The following is a 20,668-nucleotide window of genomic DNA, read 5'->3' as shown; positions in this document are numbered from 1 at the left end:
TTATTTACAAGCCATGACGTTTAATTTTTTGATTCCATTCCTTATGGAAGACTTGTTTGTCATTTTCTTTGATGGCCATTTCCCCAACAATTTGGAAGTTTTCCTGATCGGATGTTTTGGTAACAGTAATATCAGCGTCAATCCACCAGCCTTCACGACCAATTTTCATCTTTTGATAGATTGTATACTGAGCCGATAGTGGATCAGCATTCGTTAAGGTTAATTCTCGTTTCAAATTATGTTCTACAGTGACATCAATATCATCAAAGCGATAAATGCCTTCACCAAATACGCCTCCAACTCCATCTGTAATACATGTCCATGTATCTGTTAAAATATCATAGGCTATAGAACGATCGACTCTTCCTTCTTGTAGCGTTGTGATTGGCGTTAATGGTGCACTTTCAGCATTCATATTAGGTCCTACTACTTGCTGACCATGGAAGGTTGGCAATGATAAGGTAGCTGTTTCTAGATTTAATGTCAATGTAGCGTCTTCTGGCATTGGCCAAAACATCGGCCAAAACGTTGTAGCTAAGGATAGACGTAAACGATGTCCCGCTTTAAATTGATGGCCACAACAGTCTAACTGAACAAAGGCCTTCACTTTTTCACCAGGTGTTAACAGGTCTACACGATCATGCCCATTTAAGTGTGTTAGGTTCATCACGCCATAGGATACACGTGTGACAGCTCCATCAGGTGCTACGTCTGATAGCTGTGCAAACAGCATTGCATGTTGTTTGTCACTTTTTAATTCCACTTCAAATTTTGGATAGCCCACAATCTCTAATGCATTCTCTAGCCTATCCGTTTCAAAAACCATTGCCATTCCATCGTCTAATCGTTGGTCTGCTGGACTTTCGCCTAGTACGCCAGCACCCATCCATTCACCAGATAAAAGACCATGATTTTGAGGAGTTTTTAGTAGGACTTGCTCTTGTTGCTCACTGCGATTTTCTACTAGTTTTCCATGTGTCAGCTGATACACCTTAGTTTGTATTGATTCCGCTGCTGGCCACGATTCTAAACCAACCCAATAGCCCTTGCTGATTGGTTTCTTAACGGATGGCTCCATGCTCTCTTCAACCCAGACATTCACCATTGGGCCATCCATTACATCGTTGTCTATTCCTTTTAACCAATGATCCCACCATTTCACAGCTTCTTGTAAAAAGCCCATTGCAGGACCTGGCACTCCATCATGTGGATAAACATGTGCCCACGGGCCAATGATGCCTTTTCTCGGAACAGAAAGCCCTTCCATTAAGCTTAAGACTGTGTTTGTATAGGAATCTTCCCAGCCATCTAGCGCAAAAACTGGGATTTCTATGTCTTGATAATTCTCACAAACTGAACCATGTTTCCAATAATCGTCTCTTGTTTGATGCTCCATCCACTGTGCCATCCATAAAGGCATATTTTCTAAGCGCTCCATCCATTTCTCACGCCAGCTATCGCCAACAATGTGAGGATCAATCGGACGTAACTGGTAAGCTAACATAATAGCACCCCACCAGAAGTTATCGTTTAACAAGCAACCGCCCTTATAGTGAATATCATTGTTATAACGATCATCTGTAAAGCCTACGGTAATAATCGCCTTTAACGCCTGTGGTCGACGAGCTGCTACTTGTAGAGAATTAAATCCGCCCCACGATTTCCCCATCATCCCGATATTGCCATCACACCAGCTTTGGTTTGCAATCCATTCAATGACTTCAAGGGCATCATCCTGCTCTTGCTTTAGATATTCGTCCTTTAATAAACCATCTGACTCACCTGAACCTCGCATATCCACTCGCACAACAGCATAGCCATGTCCTGCAAAATAACCGTGCATAGGTTCATCTCTCGCTCTCGTTCCATCTGTTTTGCGATAAGGAATATACTCTAAAATGGCTGGTACTTTATCTCCTAATTTCACATTTGGTAGCCAAATACGACTAGAAAGCTTTGTGCCGTCTGCTAACTCGATCCATGTGTTTTCAATCGTTTCATATGTACACTCAAATTGTGTCACAATTTTTTTACTCATTGCATAATCCTCCCCTTGTGTCTAAGCAAGACTCCTTGTTATACATCCTCTTCGTCTAATTATTCAGAATCTTGATTATTTAGTAATCATGATTATAAAATAATTGTGATTAGTATATCACCTGAAATTCTAATGCACAACTCTTAAAATGATAAAAGCTAATGCTATAATGAAAGAAGGAAATTAAAATTGTTATGCTATAATAAGTTTAAATTAGCTACAACACGGTAAATATATACATTTAATTAATGATTTTACAGTAATTATTTGTTCGTTAGGGGGATATTACTTTGAAGAAAAAGGAAATACAAAGGAGTCGTATGTGGAAATACTTTGTAGATGCCACTGCGGAAATCATCGAAGAAGAAGGGCTGGAAAATGTCACGATTCGAAAGGTTGCTGATAAAGCAGGTTACAACAGTGCTACTATCTACAATTATTTTTCAGAAATCTCGCATCTTCTATTTTTTGCATCGATGAGATGCTTGCAAGACTATACCAACGAAGTTGCTCGCTACATAGAAAGAGGCAAAGATCCTATTGAAAAATACTTATTGGCTTGGGAGTGCTTTTGTCAATATTCCTTCAAACAACCTCAGATTTTTCACGCAGTCTTTATCATGGATTTAGGGGAAACACCAGAAGCACTATTGGAAAATTATTATAATTTTTACCCCAATGATTTAATCAATATCCCTGATGATTTAAAGACCATTTTATTTCAACACAGTCTAACGAAACGAGGGCGTTCTATGTTAGAGATCGCTTTAAAAGAAGGCTACTTAACTGAAGGCAATGTTGATGCCATCAATGAAATTACACTATTAATTTGGCAAGGCATGTTTACGAACCTATTGAATAATCGCAAAAGTTATGATGCCGAACAAGCAACGGCAATCACTATGAAATATATTACAGAAATCGTTCGTAATGCTAATCTTTTTGATGAGCAAAATAAAAACAAGCAACGAGAATCATAAACATTGCCACTCTTTTATGGCTTCAACAATATGTAAAAAACCCCTTCTAGCAATGCTAAAAGGGGTTTCTATTATTTTTGCCAATGATTTAGTTCCTTTAACAATTCGGGTAGCTGTAATTTCTTGACATCGATAGGTGGCAATGCCTTAATAAACTCTTTCCCATATGACTTACTAGTAATTCGTCGGTCTAGGACAATAAAAGCTCCTTTATCCTGCGAAGAACGTATTAATCGACCAAAGCCTTGCTTAAACCTCATGATCGCTTCTGGTAGGGAAAGCTCAGTAAAGGAATTGCGGCCTTGAGTAGTTAGGTGCTTTGCCCTTGCCTTAAAAACAGGCTCTTCTGGTGAAGAAAATGGTAATCGTACGACAATGACAGAGGCCAGTGCATCTCCTGGAACATCTACCCCCTCCCAAAAACTGTTTGTACCAAATAGAACGGCATGACTAAATTTTTGAAATGATTTTAGAATACGCATACGGCTACCGCCTGTTACACCTTGTGCAAATAGCATGTAATCATCTAAAAGTTCACTATCTTGGATAAGCTCGACTGTTTTTCGTAGCATATCCTGTGCTGTAAAGAGCACAAAGCAACGTCCCTCTGTCATTCGAACAGTCCGCGTAATTGCATGGGCAACAGCCTCAATGTATTCTTCCTGGCTGACATGCTGAATATCTGGCATATCGGTGACAATAAATGCCTTTGCTCCAGCATAGTAGGCTGGCGGAGCTTGCAGTTTCAAGACTTCGACATTATCAGCGATACCTAACTGGCGTGTAACAAAACCCTCATTGCCTGGTACCGTTAATGTGCCAGATGTCCAAACAATACTTGCTTGTTGACGTAATGGTGCTAATACTTGTTCAATTATCGGCGTGACATTGACAGGCTTTTTAAAGACATGAAGACTACCAGGGACACTCCGTACATCAAATTCTAACCAAACAGAATTGCCTTCCTGTGGTGATAGAAAAATATCGTCCCATTCAGCAATTTTTATCTTCACTTCTCGAATCCAATATTGCCATTCTGATAATACATATTGATCGTTTTTATCAAGCTGCTCAATCGCATTTTCGAATGACTGCGTAATGCTAGTAGCGAGATCCAGCCATTGCTGGGTTAGTTTGCTTACTTGTGCAAACGATTCTTTCGCAAGTGAGACATCCTCTAAGAACAAGGTGCATTTACTACCTGCTTGTTTGCCTTTCATTTGCTGTTGCATTTTTTGAACAGCCCTCTGAATGGTTTCATCAAATGTCCGCTGTAAACGTATAAATTGTGCGTCTAGATGCTGCAAATTTTGCATGGCCACTCGCTGTTTTTTCTTCGCTGCTTGGCAAAATTGTTGAAATAGAGCGGTGTCCTCCATCGTGCCAATTTGTCCAAAAATATACTTCCACTGTGTATAGGAGAAGACCACTTCATCCTGCTGCATAGCAGCCTGAATAAATTGATGCGCCTCGTCAATAATCCAGCCATCTATTTCTGTAAAGAGTGGTGTTTGACGCACTAAATCACTTAACACCATGGCATGGTTCGTTACAATACAGTCAGCAACTGCACTGTTCTTTAAAGCTTGCTCATAGAAATCAAAACCCTTTGAAGGCTTGTCATTCGGTATTTTTCGAATTTTTTCTAAAAATAGTTGTCCGCCACCAGAAACATTGAGCTCGCTCAATACACCTGTCTCTGTTTTTGTCAGCCAAACGAGTATTTGTAAAATAGTAAATGTATCATCATAGGATTCATCAGCATGTGCCATACATTGCTCAAAGCGCTCGAGATCAATATAATGCTGCATGCCCTTTAGCACACACAAATTCACTTTTGTTCCAAGGATTTTTTCGATCTTTGGTAACTCCTCTTCTACAAGCTGTTCTTGTAAATAGGAAGTATAAGTGCTGATGGCAATCTTTTTATCGACAGCACGGGCAAATAAGATCGCAGGGAGTAAATAGCCAGCAGTTTTCCCAATGCCCGTAGAAGCTTCAATCACGCACTCCTGTTGTTCATGGAATGCCTGCCAAATCGTGTCCATCATGTCAAATTGTGCAGGTCGTTCCTCAAAATTCGGCATTGCCTTTGACATTAAAGATATTTTCTCAGCTACTGATTGAGGGTAGGGAATCGTTTCTGTCATATGTTCATGCTTATTTCGGCCATTGCCAATCGCAAAATTACGATAATAATGCACATTCTCACGGCCTGTAATATGCTGGCGTTTAATTTGCAACGCCTCAAAAAAAAGCTGAGAAATATTTGATTTCAAGCGAAATGAACGCTTATGCATCTGTTCAAGCGTTAGCTGTGGCAGACTTAACAGCTCCTTCCAGCAATGCCTGAATAGCTCTGCTGTCGCGCGTGCATCGTCATCCGCTCGATGTGCATTTGCTAGCTCGATATTTAAATCAGCCGCTAAATCCCCTAGCTTAAAACCGAGAGACATAGGAAACAAAATTTTAGCCAGTTCCACCGTATCCATTTTTTTGCCTTGCCATTTCGGAAGTCCGGCACGTTTAAACTCTGCTTGTAAAAAGGATAAGTCAAAATCTGCATTATGTGCGACAAATACACAGTCAGCAAGTAGCTCATATATGTAATCCGCATGCGCTTCAAATGGTAAAGCATCCTTTACATCCTCATTCGTTATATGCGTTAAATCTTGAATGAAAGTTGGAATTGCTTTCCCAGGATTAATGAACTTCGTATAGGTACGCTCAATTTCCCAATCCTTCATAATAACAACGGCAATTTGAATCATCCGGTCCCCATTGGCTGGTGAATGACCAGTTGTCTCCAAATCTACAATTGCATATTTTTGACTTTCCATCATACATCTCAACTCACAGTTCACATTAGATAAGTTGAATTTTATCATATAATTGGCTCCTAGGCATCCTTTCTCCCCTTTGTTAAATCACTGCATCCATACAAAAAAAACGCAGCCTTAGAGAAAGCCTCTAAGGTTGCGTAAATGAATGGTACTTGATTGTTTACTTAAAGAATGTCAAGCTTATTGTTTTTTTGCAACATCAACAATACGACCTTCTGATGTTGTTTTCACTTCTTTAAGTGATAGTAATTGCTCTTGAAGGTTTTCCCAATCAGATAAGCCTAAATCTGTAACACGACCTTCTTCATATGCTTTAGCAAACATATCTAGGCCATCTCCACCTTTAGCAGTATAGGCATTTGTAGCTACTGTGTAAGTTTTACCATCTTCAATAGCAACGTATTTACCTGTTACTTTATCTAAATATTCGATAGATACAACACGTGAGCCTACTTCTTTTGACGAATCATATTGTAATTTCGCTCCAGCAATGTGTAAGAAGCCACCATTTTCTTTAGGTGCATTTTTCAAGGACACTTCAAATGCTGCTTTTAGCTCAGCACCTGTTGCATCCATTAATGCTAAAGTGTTACCGAATGGTAATACTGTAATTACTTGACCAACTGTAATATTCCCAGCTGGAATTGCTTCACGAATACCACCGCCATTTTGTAATGCCATTACAACCGTTTTATCAGTATATTTTTGTGCCTTTGCTAGCATACCGTCTGTAATGATATTACCTAGGGCTGTTTCATTACTACGCACACTTTCAAGACTTGTTTCACTTGCACGTGGGTTAGCTAAAGCTTCTTTTAGTGTTACACCGATTTCTTTGTTGTTCACTTCATCTACTTTTGCTTTATAAGGTGCTAGTAATTTCACTAATGTCTCGTCTTCAGCTACCTTACCAAGGTCGATTAACTCGCCACCATATTCAGTAACTACACCATCTCCATCAAATGTTACATCAAGCGTACCTAAGTATTTTACATACTCATTGGCCTGTACAATTAATGTAGCATCCTTTGCTTCACCTACTGTATTTGTATCAACAACAAATGGCTCGTCTAATTTTGTATGATCATGTGCACCAACAATGACATCAATGCCTGGTACATTTTTAGCTAGTAAAATATCATTATCAACATTCGGATTATCATTGTAGCCAATATGTGTTAAAGCGATAATTTTGTTGACACCCATTCCTTCAAAGGCTGCCACTGCTTTTTTCGCTTCCTCAATATAATTTGTAAATGTTACTTTATCAGGAGAAGCAATATCAACCGTTTCCTCAGTCGTTAAGCCGAAAATACCTACTTTTTCTCCATCAATTTCTTTTACAATACCAGAATAAATTTTACCATTTTCAGGCTCACTTGAAATTAAATCAGTAAATAAACCTGTGAATTTAGCATCTGCTGAGAAATCAGTATTAGCATCTACAAATGGGAATTTAGCCCCTTTAACAAAATCCGCTAATGCTTGATGACCTTCAGGAGAGGCACCTAAATCAAATTCATGGTTACCAAATACCATTGCGTCAAAGCCAATTTCATTTAATAGCGCTAGGTCTGCTTGTCCATGAAATTCATTGAAATATAATGTACCATTGAATGCATCGCCAGCGTGTAATGTTAAAACATTTTTCTTTGCTTCTCTTTGTTCTTTTACAGCTGTCGCCAATTTAGGTAATTCATTTGCACGAGCATGTGTATCATTAACGTGTAAAATCGATAATGAGAATGCATCTTCTGGTGTTTCTGGAGTCTCTGGTGTTTCAGGTGTTTCTGGGTTTGATTTTGTTAGAGCTTCTGCAATGAATGTTGCCAGTTGTCCACGTGTAACTTTTTCACTAGCCTCATGATTTTTTGCACTTTCTAGCTCTGGTAATGTTGGAATAGATGCTAAGATTTTTGCTAAATCACCATGTGTAATAGTTTGGTTTGGACGGAAAGTATTATCTCCATAGCCTGTAATGACATTTAATCCTACAAGCGCTGCAATCGAGCCATAATAAGGATTCGATGCACTAATATCCGTAAATTTTGGATCCTCTACTTCTTTAGTATCCAATTTTAATGCGCCTGCAATCATTTTTGCAGCTTGTCCACGTGTGACATTTGTATCTGGTTTGAATGTACCATCTGGGTAACCACTGATAATCCCTGCTGCATAAAGTGTAGCAATACCTTCAAAATCTGCATGACTTTCCTTTACATCCGAAAAAGGACTTGCTGCCGATGCTGGTACTACCGCTACCGCTGTTACAGCTAATGCTGCCGCAGTAACTGTTAAAAATTTGTTACGTTTATTTTCCATGACAAATGATACCTCCACTAGTAAAATGATGTACTAACAACTAAATTCTACATAAATATGACACAAAATACTAGAACATTTGTAAAATTATAATTTTAAAAACTAGTTTAATAGTAATAAAAGCAAAATTTTACCAGCTACTTTTATAACTAATTCAATCGTAAAAAAAGGAGGATTGGCTATGATTTGCCATCCTCCTCTCTGGTATTAAATTTATACTATGGCTGAATTCACATCACTGTTGCCTCTGGTTCGTGTGCAATCATTTCCTTAATCGTATTGCCCTCTCCCATGATGGCTACAGTTGGTTGATGATCTTTAGCCTCCTGATTATCTACATACACATAGGAAATAATGATGACAATATCACCACGCTGTACAAGTCTTGCTGCTGCGCCATTGACACAAATCACACCTGAACCTCGTTCACCAGCAATAATATATGTTTCAAAACGAGCGCCATTATTATTATTAACGACATGTACTTTTTCGTTTGCCAGCATACCTACTGCATCTAAAATATCTTCATCAATTGTTATGGAGCCTACGTAGTTTAAATCCGCCTGTGTCACTGTTGCACGGTGGATTTTACTATTCATCATCATACGTAACATTTTATAGTCCCTCTTTCACAGTAAAAATACAATTGTCGATTAAGCGTGTCTTACCTATATAAACAGCTGTTGCCAACAGAACTTGCTGTGTTGTAGCTGTCACTGGTGTTAAATCGGGGTATGCCAATAATTCTATATAATCAATTCGTCCATGTGTTCTTGCATGAATATGAGCTTTTGCTTTTGCAAGTGCGCTATCAGCATCACCATTCGCTAAAAAGCTATCGCGTGCCAATTGTAATGCTTCATTGATCGCTGGAGCCTCTTGTCGCTCTGACGCACTTAAATAGACATTACGTGAAGATTTCGCTAAACCGTCCTGCTCACGCACAATTGGGACAATGCGCATTTCTAAAGGGAAATTAAAATCACGTATCATCGTCGCAATAATCGCAACCTGCTGTGCATCTTTTTGACCGAAATAAGCCCGTGTTGGCAGTGTTAAATGGAATAATTTAGAGACAACCTGTAAAACACCGTCAAAATGACCAGGGCGACTCGCACCACAAAGAATCGTGGCCTGCTCACCTGCATGTAGACGAATGCCTCCATCTTGGGGATACATTTCGTCCACACTTGGCGCGAACACAATATCAACACCGACAGATTCAGCTAATGCTGTATCCCTTGGCAAATCACGAGGATAACTTTCAAAATCTTCATTTGGCCCAAATTGCGTTGGATTGACGAATATACTCATCACAACGACATCATTTTCTGCACGAGCTGTTTGTGCTAATGTTAAATGACCTTCATGTAAATAGCCCATCGTTGGAACAAGTCCAATCGTTTTTTGAGCCTGCTTAGCTGCTTGAATTTCTACGGCTAATGCCTGTATAGTCGTGACGACTTTCATCATTTAACGCCTCCATATAGCTGATCTAACGCTTCCTCTTTCATTGTGAAGAAATGCTTTGGAGCTGGGAAAGTACCCGCTTTCACCTCTTCTACGTAACGAATCATACCCGTGCTTGCTTCTTTGCCCATATCAGCAAATTGTTGAACAAATTTCGGTACATGGTGCGAACCGTAGCTTAGCATGTCATGATACACCAGCACTTGTCCATCAGCCTCTACACCTGCGCCTATGCCAATGGTTGGAATAACAAGACTAGCTGAAACAATCTCTGTTAGCTGATGAGGAATACATTCTAACACGACTGCACATGCACCAGCCTCTTCGCATTGTTTTGCTTCTTCAATCAGTGTAGCCGCCTGTTCAGCTGTTTTCCCTTGCACCTTATAACCACCAAGGACTCCCGCTGATTGTGGCAATAAACCTAAATGAGCTACTACTGGAATACCAGCTGACGTTAATTTACGAATGACAGGTATAACCTCTCCTGCTCCCTCAACCTTTAAAGCATCTGCTCCTGTTTGTTGCATCATCGCAATGGCTGTTTTTAGTGTCTCATTGACATCGCCATGATAAGAACCAAATGGCATATCAACGACCATAAACGTATCCTTTGCCCCTCGTCTTACTGCTTTTGCATGATGAACCATATCCGCTACAGTCACGGGCATTGTAGAATCATAGCCGAGCACAACCATTCCAAGTGAATCCCCGACTAGTATCATCTCAACACCAGCGTCTTCCGCGAATTTAGCAGCTGGATAATCATAGGCCGTCACCATCACGATTTTCTCGCCCGCCGCTTTCATCTTTAAAAAATCTGTCGTCGTTTTCATTTTGTAGTCCTCCTTTTTTCAAGGAAGAAAACAGAAAAACCCTTCTGTGCCGAAAATGGACAGAAGGGTAGTGTGTCGTTCAATGATAAAAAGACCCCATGAAGAGGTAATAGCTTGCAAAATAAAAGCTATATTTGAACGTATCGTTTTCTTCCGTCCCTGTCTGAAAAGATCAAGGCAGATATTTGTTCGTATAGTCTGATGCATTTTTGAAGGTGCCGTTCACAATGGATACTGCCCTTCGCACATACTATAACAGATTTTCCTACTAATCTTCAAATATTATTTTCTTACAATATCTTCGTCTAACCACATTGGAAAAAATTATCTTTTAGAATTGACAATCAATGCTATACGTCATATACTATCCACATACTATATGTCATATAATATAAAATGAAGTATAGGTATTACATGTGAGGTGAAAAGATGACATTTCAGCTTGGTTCAGCTTTACTTGATGCTTGTGTACTGGCTATTGTCGACAAAGAGGACGCCTATGGTTATTCTTTAACGCAGCAGGTACAATCAGTCATGGAGATTTCAGAGTCTACACTGTATCCTGTATTACGCCGCTTACAAAAAGCGCATTATTTAACAACGTACGATCAGCCTTATCAAGGAAGAAATAGACGCTATTATCAAATTACAGAGCAAGGACGTATACGATTATTAGAGCTATTAAAAGAATGGCAAGTGTATAAGGAAAAGGTTGATTGTGTACTTTTAGGAGGGAATTTAGATGGATAGAGCAAGCTATTTGAAACAGCTACGAGGAAAATTACGTCGGCTTCCTGCGCATGAGTTAGATGCTGCGCTTGCCTATTATGAAGAATACTTTGAGGAAGCAGGAGAGGAAAATGAGCATCAGGTCATTTCACAACTTGGCTCTCCTTCACATGTTGCCTCGCAAATATTAGCTGATTTCGCATTAAAGGATTTGGAAACCTCCTCGGCAAAATCAACCAAAAAGAATATGTCTGCTATTTGGCTCATTATTCTAGCTATACTGTCTGCGCCCCTTTCATTGCCATTACTTGCAACAGCCATTGCACTTATCTTTTCATTTGGCGCAGTTATTATCAGCTTAATCTTTGCTATTGTCGCAACAGTTATTAGTATTTTTGTCGGTGGCGTTGCGGCTATGATTTCAGGTTTCTTAATTTTAACAGAGCATTGGCCGACTGCGTTGCTCTTTATGGGTGTCGGGTTAATCGTAACGGGCTTAGGTGTCCTACTTTTCCCAATTGTTGCTCGTGTTATCAAGAAAACCGTTGTTGTCTCTGTTGAAACATTAGGAAGACTATTCCACAAAATGACAAAGAAGCGAAAAAAGGGGGACTTCTAAATGACGTCAAAAAATACCCTTATTGCCATGACAATGATTGCATTAGGCATTCTACTCGCATTGATTGGCTATTTTTCAGGGGGTCGCTGGCTGATTCTAAAAGATTCAGAGGGTCTTTACGTCCCAAGCAATACTAAATTAGTAAGTCAGTCTCATACTTTAGATGCGTTCACAAGTATTAATATTGTAAATGATTATGGAGATGTGGAAATTGTTGCAAGTGATAGCGACTATAAATTAGACACAAAGGTCCTTGCGCAAGAAGATGTAACCTATCATATTGAAAACGGCACTTTAACCATTGAAACAATGGCAAAGAAAAAGAATGATTTTCAATTTGGCTTTGGAAACTTCTCTTCCCCTTCAATCAAACTCTATGTCCCAAAAGATACAAAAATAGAGGCGATTGTGATCGACAGTAATTTTGGTGATACAGCCATTCATGGGCTACAGTATCAGCAGCTTAATCTCATCCAAGATTACGGAGATATTACTTTCAACAACACGACTGGTGACAACACAGAGATTAGGCAGTCCTTTGGTGATTTGACGCTTCAGCAATTTGCTAGTAACGGCTTCACTGTTGAGAGTGAGCATGGAGATATCGATATTGCTGGCTCATTAAATGGCCAAACAACGATTACCTCAAGTTTTGGCGATACAACGCTTCACTTACAAAACAAACAAAGTGATTTAGGCTATGACCTCAAAACAAGCTTTGGTGATGTTAGCATGAATGATGAGGAACAAAGTGGCACAGTAACTCAAGTAACCAATGGGGAGCACCAACTGAATGTATCCTTATCACATGGTGATATAGATGTGTCACTAAAATAATGAATAGACAATAAAAGAAGCTGCAAGTACAGGACGTTACTTGCAGCTTCTCATGTTGTTGAAAAACAAAACCATCAATAGAATTTTTGTGAAAGGTGAAAATGGTTTCCGTTGCAGGCTACTTGCTTTCCTGTGGGCGAGCGCCGAATCGCTTCCTCCGCTACCGCTCCGTGTAGGGGCTCGCCTGTCTCGCTATCCCACGGGAGTCAAGTAGCCCTCCACTCCAACCTACAAAATGTTAACTTTTTAGCAAAGGTTTTCAAATAAAGTGAAGGCTTTCATTACTCTTTATGAAGGGGTGTTGTCACGCATTACTTCTCCACATTGAAAATAAGAGCTTATCCCCTCTAAGAATACAGAAATTGGGCTATTTGATTGCTATGCTAGTATGAGAGCGAACGTAAGTGAGGGAAGCGGCTCCTCGGACGCCCCCTGGAAAGGATGCTGGCGGAACGGAAATCAACCCCTCACCTTGCAAAGTTGCTTTTTCTGCCGTTAACATCATCTTTTTGCAACAACATGAGAAGCTGCAAGTTCAGGACGTTACTTGCAGCTTCTTTTTTATAATATTTTAATATCTCCTGCATAGATCGTGCGAATCGTTCCATCGTCCTGCGTCAGCTGCAGGACACCATCGTCTGTAATGCCACTCGCAACCCCTTCAAACCGTTCACGTATCGTCGTTACCTCGATACGTTGGCCAATTGTACAGGACAATTGCTGCCATAGTGTCTTTAGACTGGCAAAACCTTCTTTGACATAAAGTTCTGTAAATTGTTCTAAGTAGTGTAAGATAGAGGCCACAAGTGCCGCACGATTGATTTCTTCTCCTGCTTCTAATTGTAGTGAAGTGGCAATATCGGCAATTTCAGGTGAAAAATCAGCTGCTACTTGGTTTGCATTTATGCCAATTCCAACAAGTAAAGCTTGCACAAGATCAGCCTCTGCCTGCATTTCTGTTAAAATTCCTGTACATTTTTTGCCATTAATCAATAAATCATTGGGCCATTTAATCGCTGGTTCTATATGTTTATATAAGGTTTTAATGGCCATCGTGACAGCTACTGCCACCACAAGTGTATAGGATGAAGCCTGCTGTGGTGTAACATCTGGCCGCACGATAACGGTCATCCAAATACCTGTGCCCTTTGCAGACTCCCAAGGACGCGCCATACGACCACGCCCAGCTGTTTGCTCCTCGCCAATAATAATCGTACCGTGTGGGGCGCCTTCCTGTGCAAGCTTATGCGCAATGGTTTGTGTAGAATCAACTACATCGTAATAATGGATTTCACGTCCAAAATGCTCTGTCTTTAAAAAAAGCTCAATTTGTGTAGGGCTCAAGCTATTTGGTACACCTGTCAATACATACCCCTTTTTCTTAATTGTTTCAAAAGTATACCCTTCCTCTTGTAACGTTTGCATATGCTTCCAAACAGCGGTCCTTGAGACACCAAGAGAATCTGCTAATTCCTGACCAGAAACTGCTTCTCCGTCAGCAGCCAATATTCTTTTTAAAATTTCGTCCTTCATGGAAATTGTCATCTTCACATCAATCCTTTAGTTAACTGTACTCTTGTTATGTAACTTATTTTGTCTTAATCATACTGTAAATTAGCGTAAATGACCACCAACGATGGGGAAATTAATAAAAGCCGTCTCCTGAAAAAAGAGACGGCTTTTGACTATCATGTATTTGGCTTTAAGTAAGATCATGCTGCTCTAGCCAGCTTCTAATCTGTTGTCGATCATTTTGAAGTTCCTGATGAAGAATGGCTGTCAGCATATCCTCCAACGCGGCTTTTACCCACGGTCCACCTTTTTTGCCAGACCATTTCAGTAAATCAGCCCCATTCACCACTAATTCTTGCTTATGTTTTATCGGTAACTTTGCCTGTAATTCTTGAATAGATTGCTGTGGTATCGAGACGTTCAATTGGCGAAGTTGAGCAAAATATTGTGCAGCCTCTAGTTGTTGCTCTGTGTAGATAAAATAATGACGATTTGTCCATCCATCTTTTAAAGCCTCATAAGCGGTTAAAACGGATTTAACAAACGCCAATTCCTTATTAGATAATCGATATTCACGCACTATCTCTCGCCATGCCGTTCCTTGTAGTAAGGCAAAGTAGGCCCAGCCAAGGAGAGCGTCCTTTGTTTGGAAATCACGCCATTGCTCAGCCTGAAAATCACCTGCTAAATAGGCCGTCAAACCACTATCCTCTAGTTTTTGTAGCCCCCCAAAAACTGTTTGTCCTACCCAAAGCTTATCAAGCTCTGCTTTAATGCGTTCTTTTGCAATAAAGGCCAAATCAGCAGCTCTTTGTTGGATGGCTGTGAATGTATTCGCCTCGATCGTAAAACCAAGCTGTGCTGAAAAACGTATAGCTCGTAGCATCCGTAAAGCATCTTCTGCAAACCTTTTTTGTGCCTCTCCTACCGCTCGTATAAGGTGCTTTTCAATATCTTGACGTCCATCATAATAATCTACAAAAGAGCCATCACGACGCATGGCAATGGCGTTCATCGTAAAATCGCGGCGTTGTAAGTCCTCTTTTAGTGATCGAACAAAATGCACATTCTGTGGTCTTCGATGATCTGTATATTCCCCGTCTGTCCGATAGGTTGTCACTTCTACTGGTCCAGCGGGTACGATAACAAGTACCGTCCCATGCTGAATCCCAATATCTACAGTTTTTTGAAATACAGTTTTTACTTCTTCAGGCAAGGCATTTGTAGCAACATCTACATCATGGGCGGGACGATCAAGTAAAGCATCTCTTACCGCTCCACCGACAATAACCGCCTCAAAGCCAGCCTGTTCTAGTTGTTCAATAACTGAATAGGCTGCTTGCCATTCTTTATTGTTTTGCATGATTTCTTTCCGCAACCTTCTCGTACAAATTTTCATATTGTTCCACAATTTTGGACGAGTGGAATTTATCACCTACTGCAAGGATGGCCGCTTCTCGGAAACGCAGTAATTGTTCCTCGTCTTGCAATAAATGAGTTGCATACTCCGCCACTGCATCAGTATCCCCTAATTCCACGATATAGCCATCTACACCATGCTCAATGACTTCTGGAATACCACCTACGTTTGATCCAATACAAGGTACACCGCAAGCCATCGCCTCTAATAAAACCAGTCCAAACGATTCCTGCTGTGATAGTAATAGTTTTAGATCACTAATCGCATACAATTCAGCTAAGTTTTCTTGTTTCCCTAAAAATAAAACATCCTTCATATATGGACTTTCCTTTACTTGGTCCATGACACGATGCTTTTCTGGGCCATCTCCTACTAATAAGAGCTTTGCCTTCATGTTGGCACGAATTTTCATAAAGGCGTCTACAATATGTGGAAGGTTTTTAATTTTACGGAAGTTTGATACATGAATGAGGACTTTTTCATCTTCTTCAATACCAAATTGCTCTTTTAAGTTTCCTGAATTGCGTGGGAAGTATTCGCGTTCGTCCACAAAGTTATAAATCGTTTCAATTGGTTTTACTGTATCAATTAGTTCATAGGTTTGTTCTTTTAATGCTTGCGACACGGTTGTCACAATATCAGATTTATCAATCCCATACTTAATGGCCTGTGAGAGCGTAGAATCCTGCCCAAGCACCGATATATCTGTGCCATGAAGGGTTGTGACGATGCCTATGTCTCGACCGCTCATTTCACGTGCTAGCACCGCACACACTGCATGTGGGATGGCATAATGCACATGTAGCACATCCAACTCTTCATCCTTGATGACGTCTGCCATTTTACTCGCTAATGCAATATCGTATGGAGAATATTGAAACACTGAATAATTACTAACTTCGACTTCATGGAAAAAGACGGTTGGATAAATTTTATTCAATCGAAATGGTACGCTTGAGGTGATGAAATGAATTTCATGTCCTCTTTCTGCAAGCATTTTGCCTAATTCTGTTGCAATGACACCAGAGCCACCAACTGTAGGATAACAGGTAATGCCGATTTTTAGCTTTTTCATTCGATGATCATCCTTTCTGAATCACGTCTTTTGTTAATTACGTCTTTCTTGTATCAGTCTCCAATCCACAAAACCTTCTTGTAGGCCTTTTAGTAATATTTCTGCTGTTCCCATATTTGTCGCCAGTGGCACTTGGTAAACATCACAAAGACGGATTAGTGCAGAAACATCTGGCTCATGTGGTTGTGCTGTTAACGGATCACGGAAAAATATCACCATGTCCATATCATTATTGGCAATCATTGCGCCAATTTGTTGATCGCCACCAAGTGGCCCTGAACGAAAACGTGTCACTTCTAAACCAGTAGCTTCGATGACACGTTGTCCTGTTGTGCCGGTAGCATATAGCGTGTGTTCATGTAAAATATTTTGGTAAGCAATAGCAAACTGTACTAAATTATCTTTTTTACGATCATGTGCAATCAATGCGATTTTCATATAGCTTCCATCCCAATCTTTAGATGATGTTTTCTAAACCATAAACAAGCTGATCCATTTTCATAACCTCTTCTATGCAAAACGCAACACCAGACATAAAAGAATTACGGTTTAATGAATCATGGCGAATCGTTAGTAGCTGTCCATCCCCTCCAAATAATACTTGCTGGTGTGCCACTAAACCAGGTAAACGTACGGAGTGAATACGCATGCCATCAAAGTCTCCACCTCTTGCACCTTTAATGGTTTCTTTCTCTTCTGGATGTCCTTGTGCCTTTGGCGTACGGACCTCTTGTATTAACTGTGCCGTTTTCACCGCTGTACCAGATGGTGCATCAAGCTTCTGATCATGGTGCATTTCTATAATCTCTACATCTGGTAAGTATTTGGCCGCTTCTTTTGCAAACTTCATCATTAGGATAGCACCAATCGCAAAGTTCGGTGCAATAATGCAACCTAACTCTTTCTCCTTGGCCATGGCTGATAATTCCTCTAGTTGTGCATCTGTGAATCCTGTTGTACCAATTACAGGTCGTACATTTAAATTCAGTGCTTCCTTCGTATGATTGTAGACTGCATGCGGATTGGTTAAGTCCACTAGTACATCCGGTGCAGTTGCTTCTACAAGATCATGCATTTCTGTAAAAATAGGCACTGTATAACTTGCTGGAAATATATCTAAATCAGCTAGTGTTTTTCCTACTTCCTTATAATCTAGTACAGCTACTAATTCCATATTGTCATGTTTCATGACCGTATGTACAGCCTCAGCCCCCATTTTTCCTCTTGCTCCTGCAATGGCTACACGAATCGACATCATTCTTCATCCTTTCTAGTCCAACGATCCTTATCTCTAGTTTCAAATTTATGTATGACGCGTAATAGTGCTTCATCTAGTTTAATACCTTGTGCATTGGCAAAACAAACTAATACAAAGAAAAAGTCCCCTAGCTCCTCTTCAATACTGTTTGTATCCTCTGTACTCTTTTTCTTTTTTTGTCCATACACATCCTGAACTTCACGTGATAGTTCACCTAATTCTTCTGTTAGACGCGCAAGTAACTCGAATGGTGGAAAATACCCTTCTTTAAATTGTCCTATATAGTCATCGACACGCTGTTGTAATGCTTGCATTGTTAGTTGATCTGCCATAAAAATCACACTCCTATTTACCATCGTATAAAATTTACACCATTGTTGTCAAAACCAATAAAATGTCAGATAATAGATTACACTACTTCATTTGTTTGGAACTACAGGAGGTCAAATGCTAAAACAGATTAAAATTCGTAATATTATCGCAATAATGCTCGGAGCAGCCGTTTTCAGCTTCGGCTTTGTTCACTTCAACATCCAAAATCAGCTGGGTGAAGGTGGACTAAGTGGGATTACACTGATACTATACTTTACATTAGGTTGGGACCCCGCTTTAATGAACCTGTTATTAAATATTCCCATGTTTATCATAGGTTATCGATTACTTGGAAAAAAATCATTTGTCTATACACTTGTCGGCACTTTATCCGTATCTCTTTTTCTGAAAGTTTTCCAAAAATATCAATTTACCATTCATTTAGAGGATGACATGTTGCTTGTGGCACTGTTTGCTGGTGTCTTCGTCGGACTGGGACTTGGGATTGTCTTTCGTTTTGGCGGCACTACAGGTGGTGTCGATATTTTGGCACGACTAGGGCATAAATATTTTGGCTGGAGTATGGGGAAAACCATGTTTGTCTTCGATGCCGTCGTCATCCTCCTGTCTTGGCTAACGTTCTTAGATGCGCGGTCGATGATGTATACATTAGTGGCCGTATTTGTTGGTGCCCGTGTCATTGACTTTGTTCAAGAGGGAGCCTATGCTGCTCGTGGTGCGCTTATTATATCGGAAAAGTCTGGTGTAATTGCCGAAACAATCGCTCTACGAATGGAGCGAGGTATCACCATTTTAGAAGGACATGGTCATTTTACCAAACAACCGAAAGAGGTAATCTATTGTGTGATTGGTCGCAATGAAGTTGTACGGTTAAAATCTATCGTGCATGAAGTAGATCCGCACGCATTTGTTTCTATCATAGAAGTACGGGATGTGGCAGGAGAAGGCTTCACACTAGACGATCAAAAGCAGCCGCTTCATTAAGCATACGAAGATAAAAAACTTGCTATAGTGGTGCTCCACTATAACAAGTTTTTTCTTAGTCGTCGCTACGCATATTTGTAAAAATTAAAACTAAACGTAATAACTCAAGTACAGCTACAGCTGCTGCTGCTACATATGTGAGTGCTGCTGCGCTTAACACTTTTCGTGCTGGACGTTCTTCTTCGTTTGAAATAATACCTAGTGAATTCATTTGCACTAAGGCACGTTTCGAAGCATCAAACTCCACTGGCAGTGTCACTAATTGGAAAACAACACCTGCTGCTAATAATATGATACCTAATAGCAAGAAATTCGTACTACTTGCAAAAATACCTATCATTACGAAAATCCAAGACGCATTGGAAGAAATGTTTGCTACTGGAACGAGCTTACTACGTAATGTAAGCATAGAATAAGCTTCTTTATGTTGGATGGCGTGACCTACCTCATGGGCAGCAACCGCAGCACCTGCAACACTCGCTTCATAAAAGTTACTTTCTGATAAAGCTACAGTTTTTGTTGCCGGATTATAATGATCAGACAACACACCTTGCGTTGGCACAACTCGTACATCATATAAGCCGTTTGCATCTAAAATCGCACGCGCTACCTCTGCACCAGTTTGCCCCTTCATTGTACGTTGCTTTGCAAATTTATTATACGTACCCTTTACCTTCATTTGAGCATAAAGTGGAAGCAGCATAATAATCGCAAAATATACAATATACATGCTCATTGACAATTTTCTAACCCCTTTCTACCTCGATACTATAATTCTATAATTTATACCCTAATTCGGCAAATATTTGCGCCACCTAATTGAGAAAATTGCAAGTAAAATACATGCAATTGATAACCAAAATGTAAAGTAACCAATGTAGCTTGTGTAATTCGCTAAATCTCGATACATAGGCATTTGACCAAATACATAGTCAATGACATCATTATGCAATGTCCAAACAGCTGCTATCGCAACATGCCAATAAGTGAAGATATATTTTTTCATGTATAATACAGCTTGCACTGCCATAGCAAAGTGTGAACCGACTAACATCCAGCCCTGCCAGCCAATAGATCCTGTTTCAACTAATGTCCAAATATTCATCACATCTGCCCATAAGCCATATTTCACCAATGTAACAAGGGCAAGCACTTCCATCAGTGGCCAGCTTTTCCCCATAATCCAAGCGATCAACACAAAGCAAAAGAATAAGCTAGCTGTCGGGCTATCTGGCACAAAAATATAAAAAATAGGCTCTGTGATGGCTAGCTGCCACCCATACCAATAATAGCCATAAATTGTACCTAGTAGATTAATAATAAGCAGCGCTATCAAGAAGGATTTATGGGTCAGAAGGTACCAAATATGTGCTTTTGTGATTTGCATGATGTCAACTCCTTCCGATAAAAAC

19 protein-coding genes are annotated in these 20,668 nt (G+C 40.0%); 5 read left to right on the top strand and 14 right to left on the bottom strand.

Going from position 1 to position 20,668, the window contains the following annotated elements; translation table 11 throughout:
* Window positions 1-4: 4 nt before the first annotated feature.
* Window positions 5-2,038: a CocE/NonD family hydrolase gene (locus JTI58_RS16670; RefSeq protein ID WP_205442394.1), complete on the bottom strand. Its 2,034-nt coding sequence runs from the start codon at window positions 2,036-2,038 to the stop codon at window positions 5-7.
* A 320-nt stretch (window positions 2,039-2,358) separates the two neighbouring features.
* On the opposite strand from JTI58_RS16670, the gene JTI58_RS16665 reads away from it, so the two are divergent.
* On the top strand, window positions 2,359-3,018 hold the full coding sequence (locus tag JTI58_RS16665) for a TetR/AcrR family transcriptional regulator (RefSeq protein ID WP_205447358.1): 660 nt from the start codon (window positions 2,359-2,361) through the stop codon (window positions 3,016-3,018).
* A 71-nt stretch (window positions 3,019-3,089) separates the two neighbouring features.
* On the opposite strand, the gene dinG is transcribed toward JTI58_RS16665, so the two are convergent.
* The 5 genes from dinG to panB all read right to left on the bottom strand — a co-directional run bounded on the left by dinG (window position 3,090) and on the right by panB (window position 10,489).
* Window positions 3,090-5,861: an ATP-dependent DNA helicase DinG gene (dinG, locus tag JTI58_RS16660; RefSeq protein ID WP_205442393.1), complete on the bottom strand. Its 2,772-nt coding sequence runs from the start codon at window positions 5,859-5,861 to the stop codon at window positions 3,090-3,092.
* Window positions 5,862-6,041: 180 nt separating this feature from the next.
* A complete protein-coding gene (locus tag JTI58_RS16655) occupies window positions 6,042-8,183 on the bottom strand; it encodes a 5'-nucleotidase C-terminal domain-containing protein (RefSeq protein WP_205442391.1) in 2,142 nt (713 codons plus the stop codon).
* 230 nt (window positions 8,184-8,413) lie between these two features.
* Window positions 8,414-8,797 carry an aspartate 1-decarboxylase gene (gene panD, locus JTI58_RS16650; RefSeq protein WP_205442390.1) on the bottom strand — a complete coding sequence of 128 codons (384 nt, stop codon included), beginning with the start codon at window positions 8,795-8,797 and terminating at the stop codon, window positions 8,414-8,416.
* 1 nt (window position 8,798) lies between these two features.
* The gene (gene panC, locus JTI58_RS16645) at window positions 8,799-9,653 is read right to left on the bottom strand and encodes a pantoate--beta-alanine ligase (RefSeq protein ID WP_205447356.1); all 855 of its coding nucleotides are present in this window, start codon (window positions 9,651-9,653) and stop codon (window positions 8,799-8,801) included.
* Window positions 9,653-10,489, bottom strand: a complete 837-nt coding sequence (gene panB / locus JTI58_RS16640) for a 3-methyl-2-oxobutanoate hydroxymethyltransferase (protein ID WP_205442389.1) — start codon at window positions 10,487-10,489, stop codon at window positions 9,653-9,655. The genes panC and panB overlap by 1 nt, the downstream gene beginning before the upstream one ends.
* Before the next feature lie 429 nt (window positions 10,490-10,918).
* On the opposite strand from panB, the gene JTI58_RS16635 reads away from it, so the two are divergent.
* The 3 genes from JTI58_RS16635 to JTI58_RS16625 are packed head-to-tail and all read left to right on the top strand — an operon-like array spanning window position 10,919 to window position 12,674.
* Window positions 10,919-11,239 (top strand): PadR family transcriptional regulator, encoded by a 321-nt coding sequence (locus JTI58_RS16635; RefSeq protein ID WP_036124518.1) that lies wholly within the window; start codon window positions 10,919-10,921, stop codon window positions 11,237-11,239.
* Window positions 11,232-11,837 carry a DUF1700 domain-containing protein gene (locus JTI58_RS16630; protein ID WP_205442388.1) on the top strand — a complete coding sequence of 202 codons (606 nt, stop codon included), beginning with the start codon at window positions 11,232-11,234 and terminating at the stop codon, window positions 11,835-11,837. Before JTI58_RS16635 ends, JTI58_RS16630 begins: the two co-directional genes overlap by 8 nt.
* Window positions 11,838-12,674, top strand: coding sequence for a DUF4097 family beta strand repeat-containing protein (locus JTI58_RS16625; RefSeq protein WP_205442387.1), 837 nt, complete (start codon window positions 11,838-11,840; stop codon window positions 12,672-12,674). It begins immediately after the preceding gene.
* A 561-nt stretch (window positions 12,675-13,235) separates the two neighbouring features.
* Here the strand turns inward: JTI58_RS16625 and JTI58_RS16620 are convergent.
* The 6 genes from JTI58_RS16620 to JTI58_RS16595 form a co-directional block, all read right to left on the bottom strand.
* Window positions 13,236-14,219 carry a biotin--[acetyl-CoA-carboxylase] ligase gene (locus JTI58_RS16620; RefSeq protein WP_205442385.1) on the bottom strand — a complete coding sequence of 328 codons (984 nt, stop codon included), beginning with the start codon at window positions 14,217-14,219 and terminating at the stop codon, window positions 13,236-13,238.
* A 157-nt stretch (window positions 14,220-14,376) separates the two neighbouring features.
* Window positions 14,377-15,549, bottom strand: coding sequence for a CCA tRNA nucleotidyltransferase (locus JTI58_RS16615; protein ID WP_205442384.1), 1,173 nt, complete (start codon window positions 15,547-15,549; stop codon window positions 14,377-14,379).
* Window positions 15,536-16,681: an N-acetyl-alpha-D-glucosaminyl L-malate synthase BshA gene (bshA, locus tag JTI58_RS16610; protein WP_205442383.1), complete on the bottom strand. Its 1,146-nt coding sequence runs from the start codon at window positions 16,679-16,681 to the stop codon at window positions 15,536-15,538. Before bshA ends, JTI58_RS16615 begins: the two co-directional genes overlap by 14 nt.
* A gap of 33 nt (window positions 16,682-16,714) precedes the next feature.
* Window positions 16,715-17,119, bottom strand: a complete 405-nt coding sequence (gene mgsA / locus JTI58_RS16605) for a methylglyoxal synthase (protein WP_205442382.1) — start codon at window positions 17,117-17,119, stop codon at window positions 16,715-16,717.
* Between the two features lie 19 nt (window positions 17,120-17,138).
* The gene (gene dapB, locus JTI58_RS16600) at window positions 17,139-17,936 is read right to left on the bottom strand and encodes a 4-hydroxy-tetrahydrodipicolinate reductase (protein ID WP_205442381.1); all 798 of its coding nucleotides are present in this window, start codon (window positions 17,934-17,936) and stop codon (window positions 17,139-17,141) included.
* Complete coding sequence (locus JTI58_RS16595) at window positions 17,936-18,271, bottom strand: nucleotide pyrophosphohydrolase (protein WP_036077682.1); 336 nt, start codon at window positions 18,269-18,271, stop codon at window positions 17,936-17,938. Before JTI58_RS16595 ends, dapB begins: the two co-directional genes overlap by 1 nt.
* Before the next feature lie 115 nt (window positions 18,272-18,386).
* Here JTI58_RS16595 and JTI58_RS16590 point away from each other — a divergent pair, with 115 nt between their 5' ends.
* On the top strand, window positions 18,387-19,256 hold the full coding sequence (locus JTI58_RS16590; RefSeq protein ID WP_205442380.1) for a YitT family protein: 870 nt from the start codon (window positions 18,387-18,389) through the stop codon (window positions 19,254-19,256).
* A gap of 55 nt (window positions 19,257-19,311) precedes the next feature.
* Here JTI58_RS16590 and JTI58_RS16585 read toward each other — a convergent pair whose 3' ends face one another.
* Window positions 19,312-19,992 (bottom strand): zinc metallopeptidase, encoded by a 681-nt coding sequence (locus JTI58_RS16585; RefSeq protein ID WP_243456421.1) that lies wholly within the window; start codon window positions 19,990-19,992, stop codon window positions 19,312-19,314.
* A 54-nt stretch (window positions 19,993-20,046) separates the two neighbouring features.
* Window positions 20,047-20,643: a lipoprotein heptaprenylglyceryl N-acetyltransferase LhaT gene (locus tag JTI58_RS16580; protein WP_205442379.1), complete on the bottom strand. Its 597-nt coding sequence runs from the start codon at window positions 20,641-20,643 to the stop codon at window positions 20,047-20,049.
* Between the last annotated feature and the right edge of the window lie 25 nt (window positions 20,644-20,668).

Source organism: Lysinibacillus fusiformis (assembly GCF_016925635.1).
In the GTDB taxonomy this organism is placed as follows: domain Bacteria; phylum Bacillota; class Bacilli; order Bacillales_A; family Planococcaceae; genus Lysinibacillus; species Lysinibacillus fusiformis_F.
The sequence above is the reverse complement of the archived record's forward strand: the minus strand, read 5'-3'. Positions and strand labels throughout refer to the sequence as shown.

Excerpts from the sequence above, each read along its gene's own strand:
- JTI58_RS16615 (WP_205442384.1), bottom strand. The coding sequence starts at position 15,549 with ATGCAAAACAATAAAGAATGGCAAGCAGCCTATTCAGTTATTGAACAA.
- JTI58_RS16625 (WP_205442387.1), top strand. The coding sequence starts at position 11,838 with ATGACGTCAAAAAATACCCTTATTGCCATGACAATGATTGCATTAGGC.
- panC (WP_205447356.1), bottom strand. The coding sequence starts at position 9,653 with ATGAAAGTCGTCACGACTATACAGGCATTAGCCGTAGAAATTCAAGCA.
- mgsA (WP_205442382.1), bottom strand. The coding sequence starts at position 17,119 with ATGAAAATCGCATTGATTGCACATGATCGTAAAAAAGATAATTTAGTA.
- bshA (WP_205442383.1), bottom strand. The coding sequence starts at position 16,681 with ATGAAAAAGCTAAAAATCGGCATTACCTGTTATCCTACAGTTGGTGGC.
- JTI58_RS16665 (WP_205447358.1), top strand. The coding sequence starts at position 2,359 with ATGTGGAAATACTTTGTAGATGCCACTGCGGAAATCATCGAAGAAGAA.
- JTI58_RS16595 (WP_036077682.1), bottom strand. The coding sequence starts at position 18,271 with ATGGCAGATCAACTAACAATGCAAGCATTACAACAGCGTGTCGATGAC.
- JTI58_RS16630 (WP_205442388.1), top strand. The coding sequence starts at position 11,232 with ATGGATAGAGCAAGCTATTTGAAACAGCTACGAGGAAAATTACGTCGG.
- JTI58_RS16670 (WP_205442394.1), bottom strand. The coding sequence starts at position 2,038 with ATGAGTAAAAAAATTGTGACACAATTTGAGTGTACATATGAAACGATT.
- panD (WP_205442390.1), bottom strand. The coding sequence starts at position 8,797 with ATGTTACGTATGATGATGAATAGTAAAATCCACCGTGCAACAGTGACA.
- JTI58_RS16580 (WP_205442379.1), bottom strand. The coding sequence starts at position 20,643 with ATGCAAATCACAAAAGCACATATTTGGTACCTTCTGACCCATAAATCC.
- dapB (WP_205442381.1), bottom strand. The coding sequence starts at position 17,936 with ATGTCGATTCGTGTAGCCATTGCAGGAGCAAGAGGAAAAATGGGGGCT.
- JTI58_RS16655 (WP_205442391.1), bottom strand. The coding sequence starts at position 8,183 with ATGGAAAATAAACGTAACAAATTTTTAACAGTTACTGCGGCAGCATTA.
- JTI58_RS16590 (WP_205442380.1), top strand. The coding sequence starts at position 18,387 with ATGCTAAAACAGATTAAAATTCGTAATATTATCGCAATAATGCTCGGA.
- JTI58_RS16620 (WP_205442385.1), bottom strand. The coding sequence starts at position 14,219 with ATGACAATTTCCATGAAGGACGAAATTTTAAAAAGAATATTGGCTGCT.
- JTI58_RS16585 (WP_243456421.1), bottom strand. The coding sequence starts at position 19,992 with ATGAGCATGTATATTGTATATTTTGCGATTATTATGCTGCTTCCACTT.
- panB (WP_205442389.1), bottom strand. The coding sequence starts at position 10,489 with ATGAAAACGACGACAGATTTTTTAAAGATGAAAGCGGCGGGCGAGAAA.
- JTI58_RS16635 (WP_036124518.1), top strand. The coding sequence starts at position 10,919 with ATGACATTTCAGCTTGGTTCAGCTTTACTTGATGCTTGTGTACTGGCT.
- dinG (WP_205442393.1), bottom strand. The coding sequence starts at position 5,861 with ATGATGGAAAGTCAAAAATATGCAATTGTAGATTTGGAGACAACTGGT.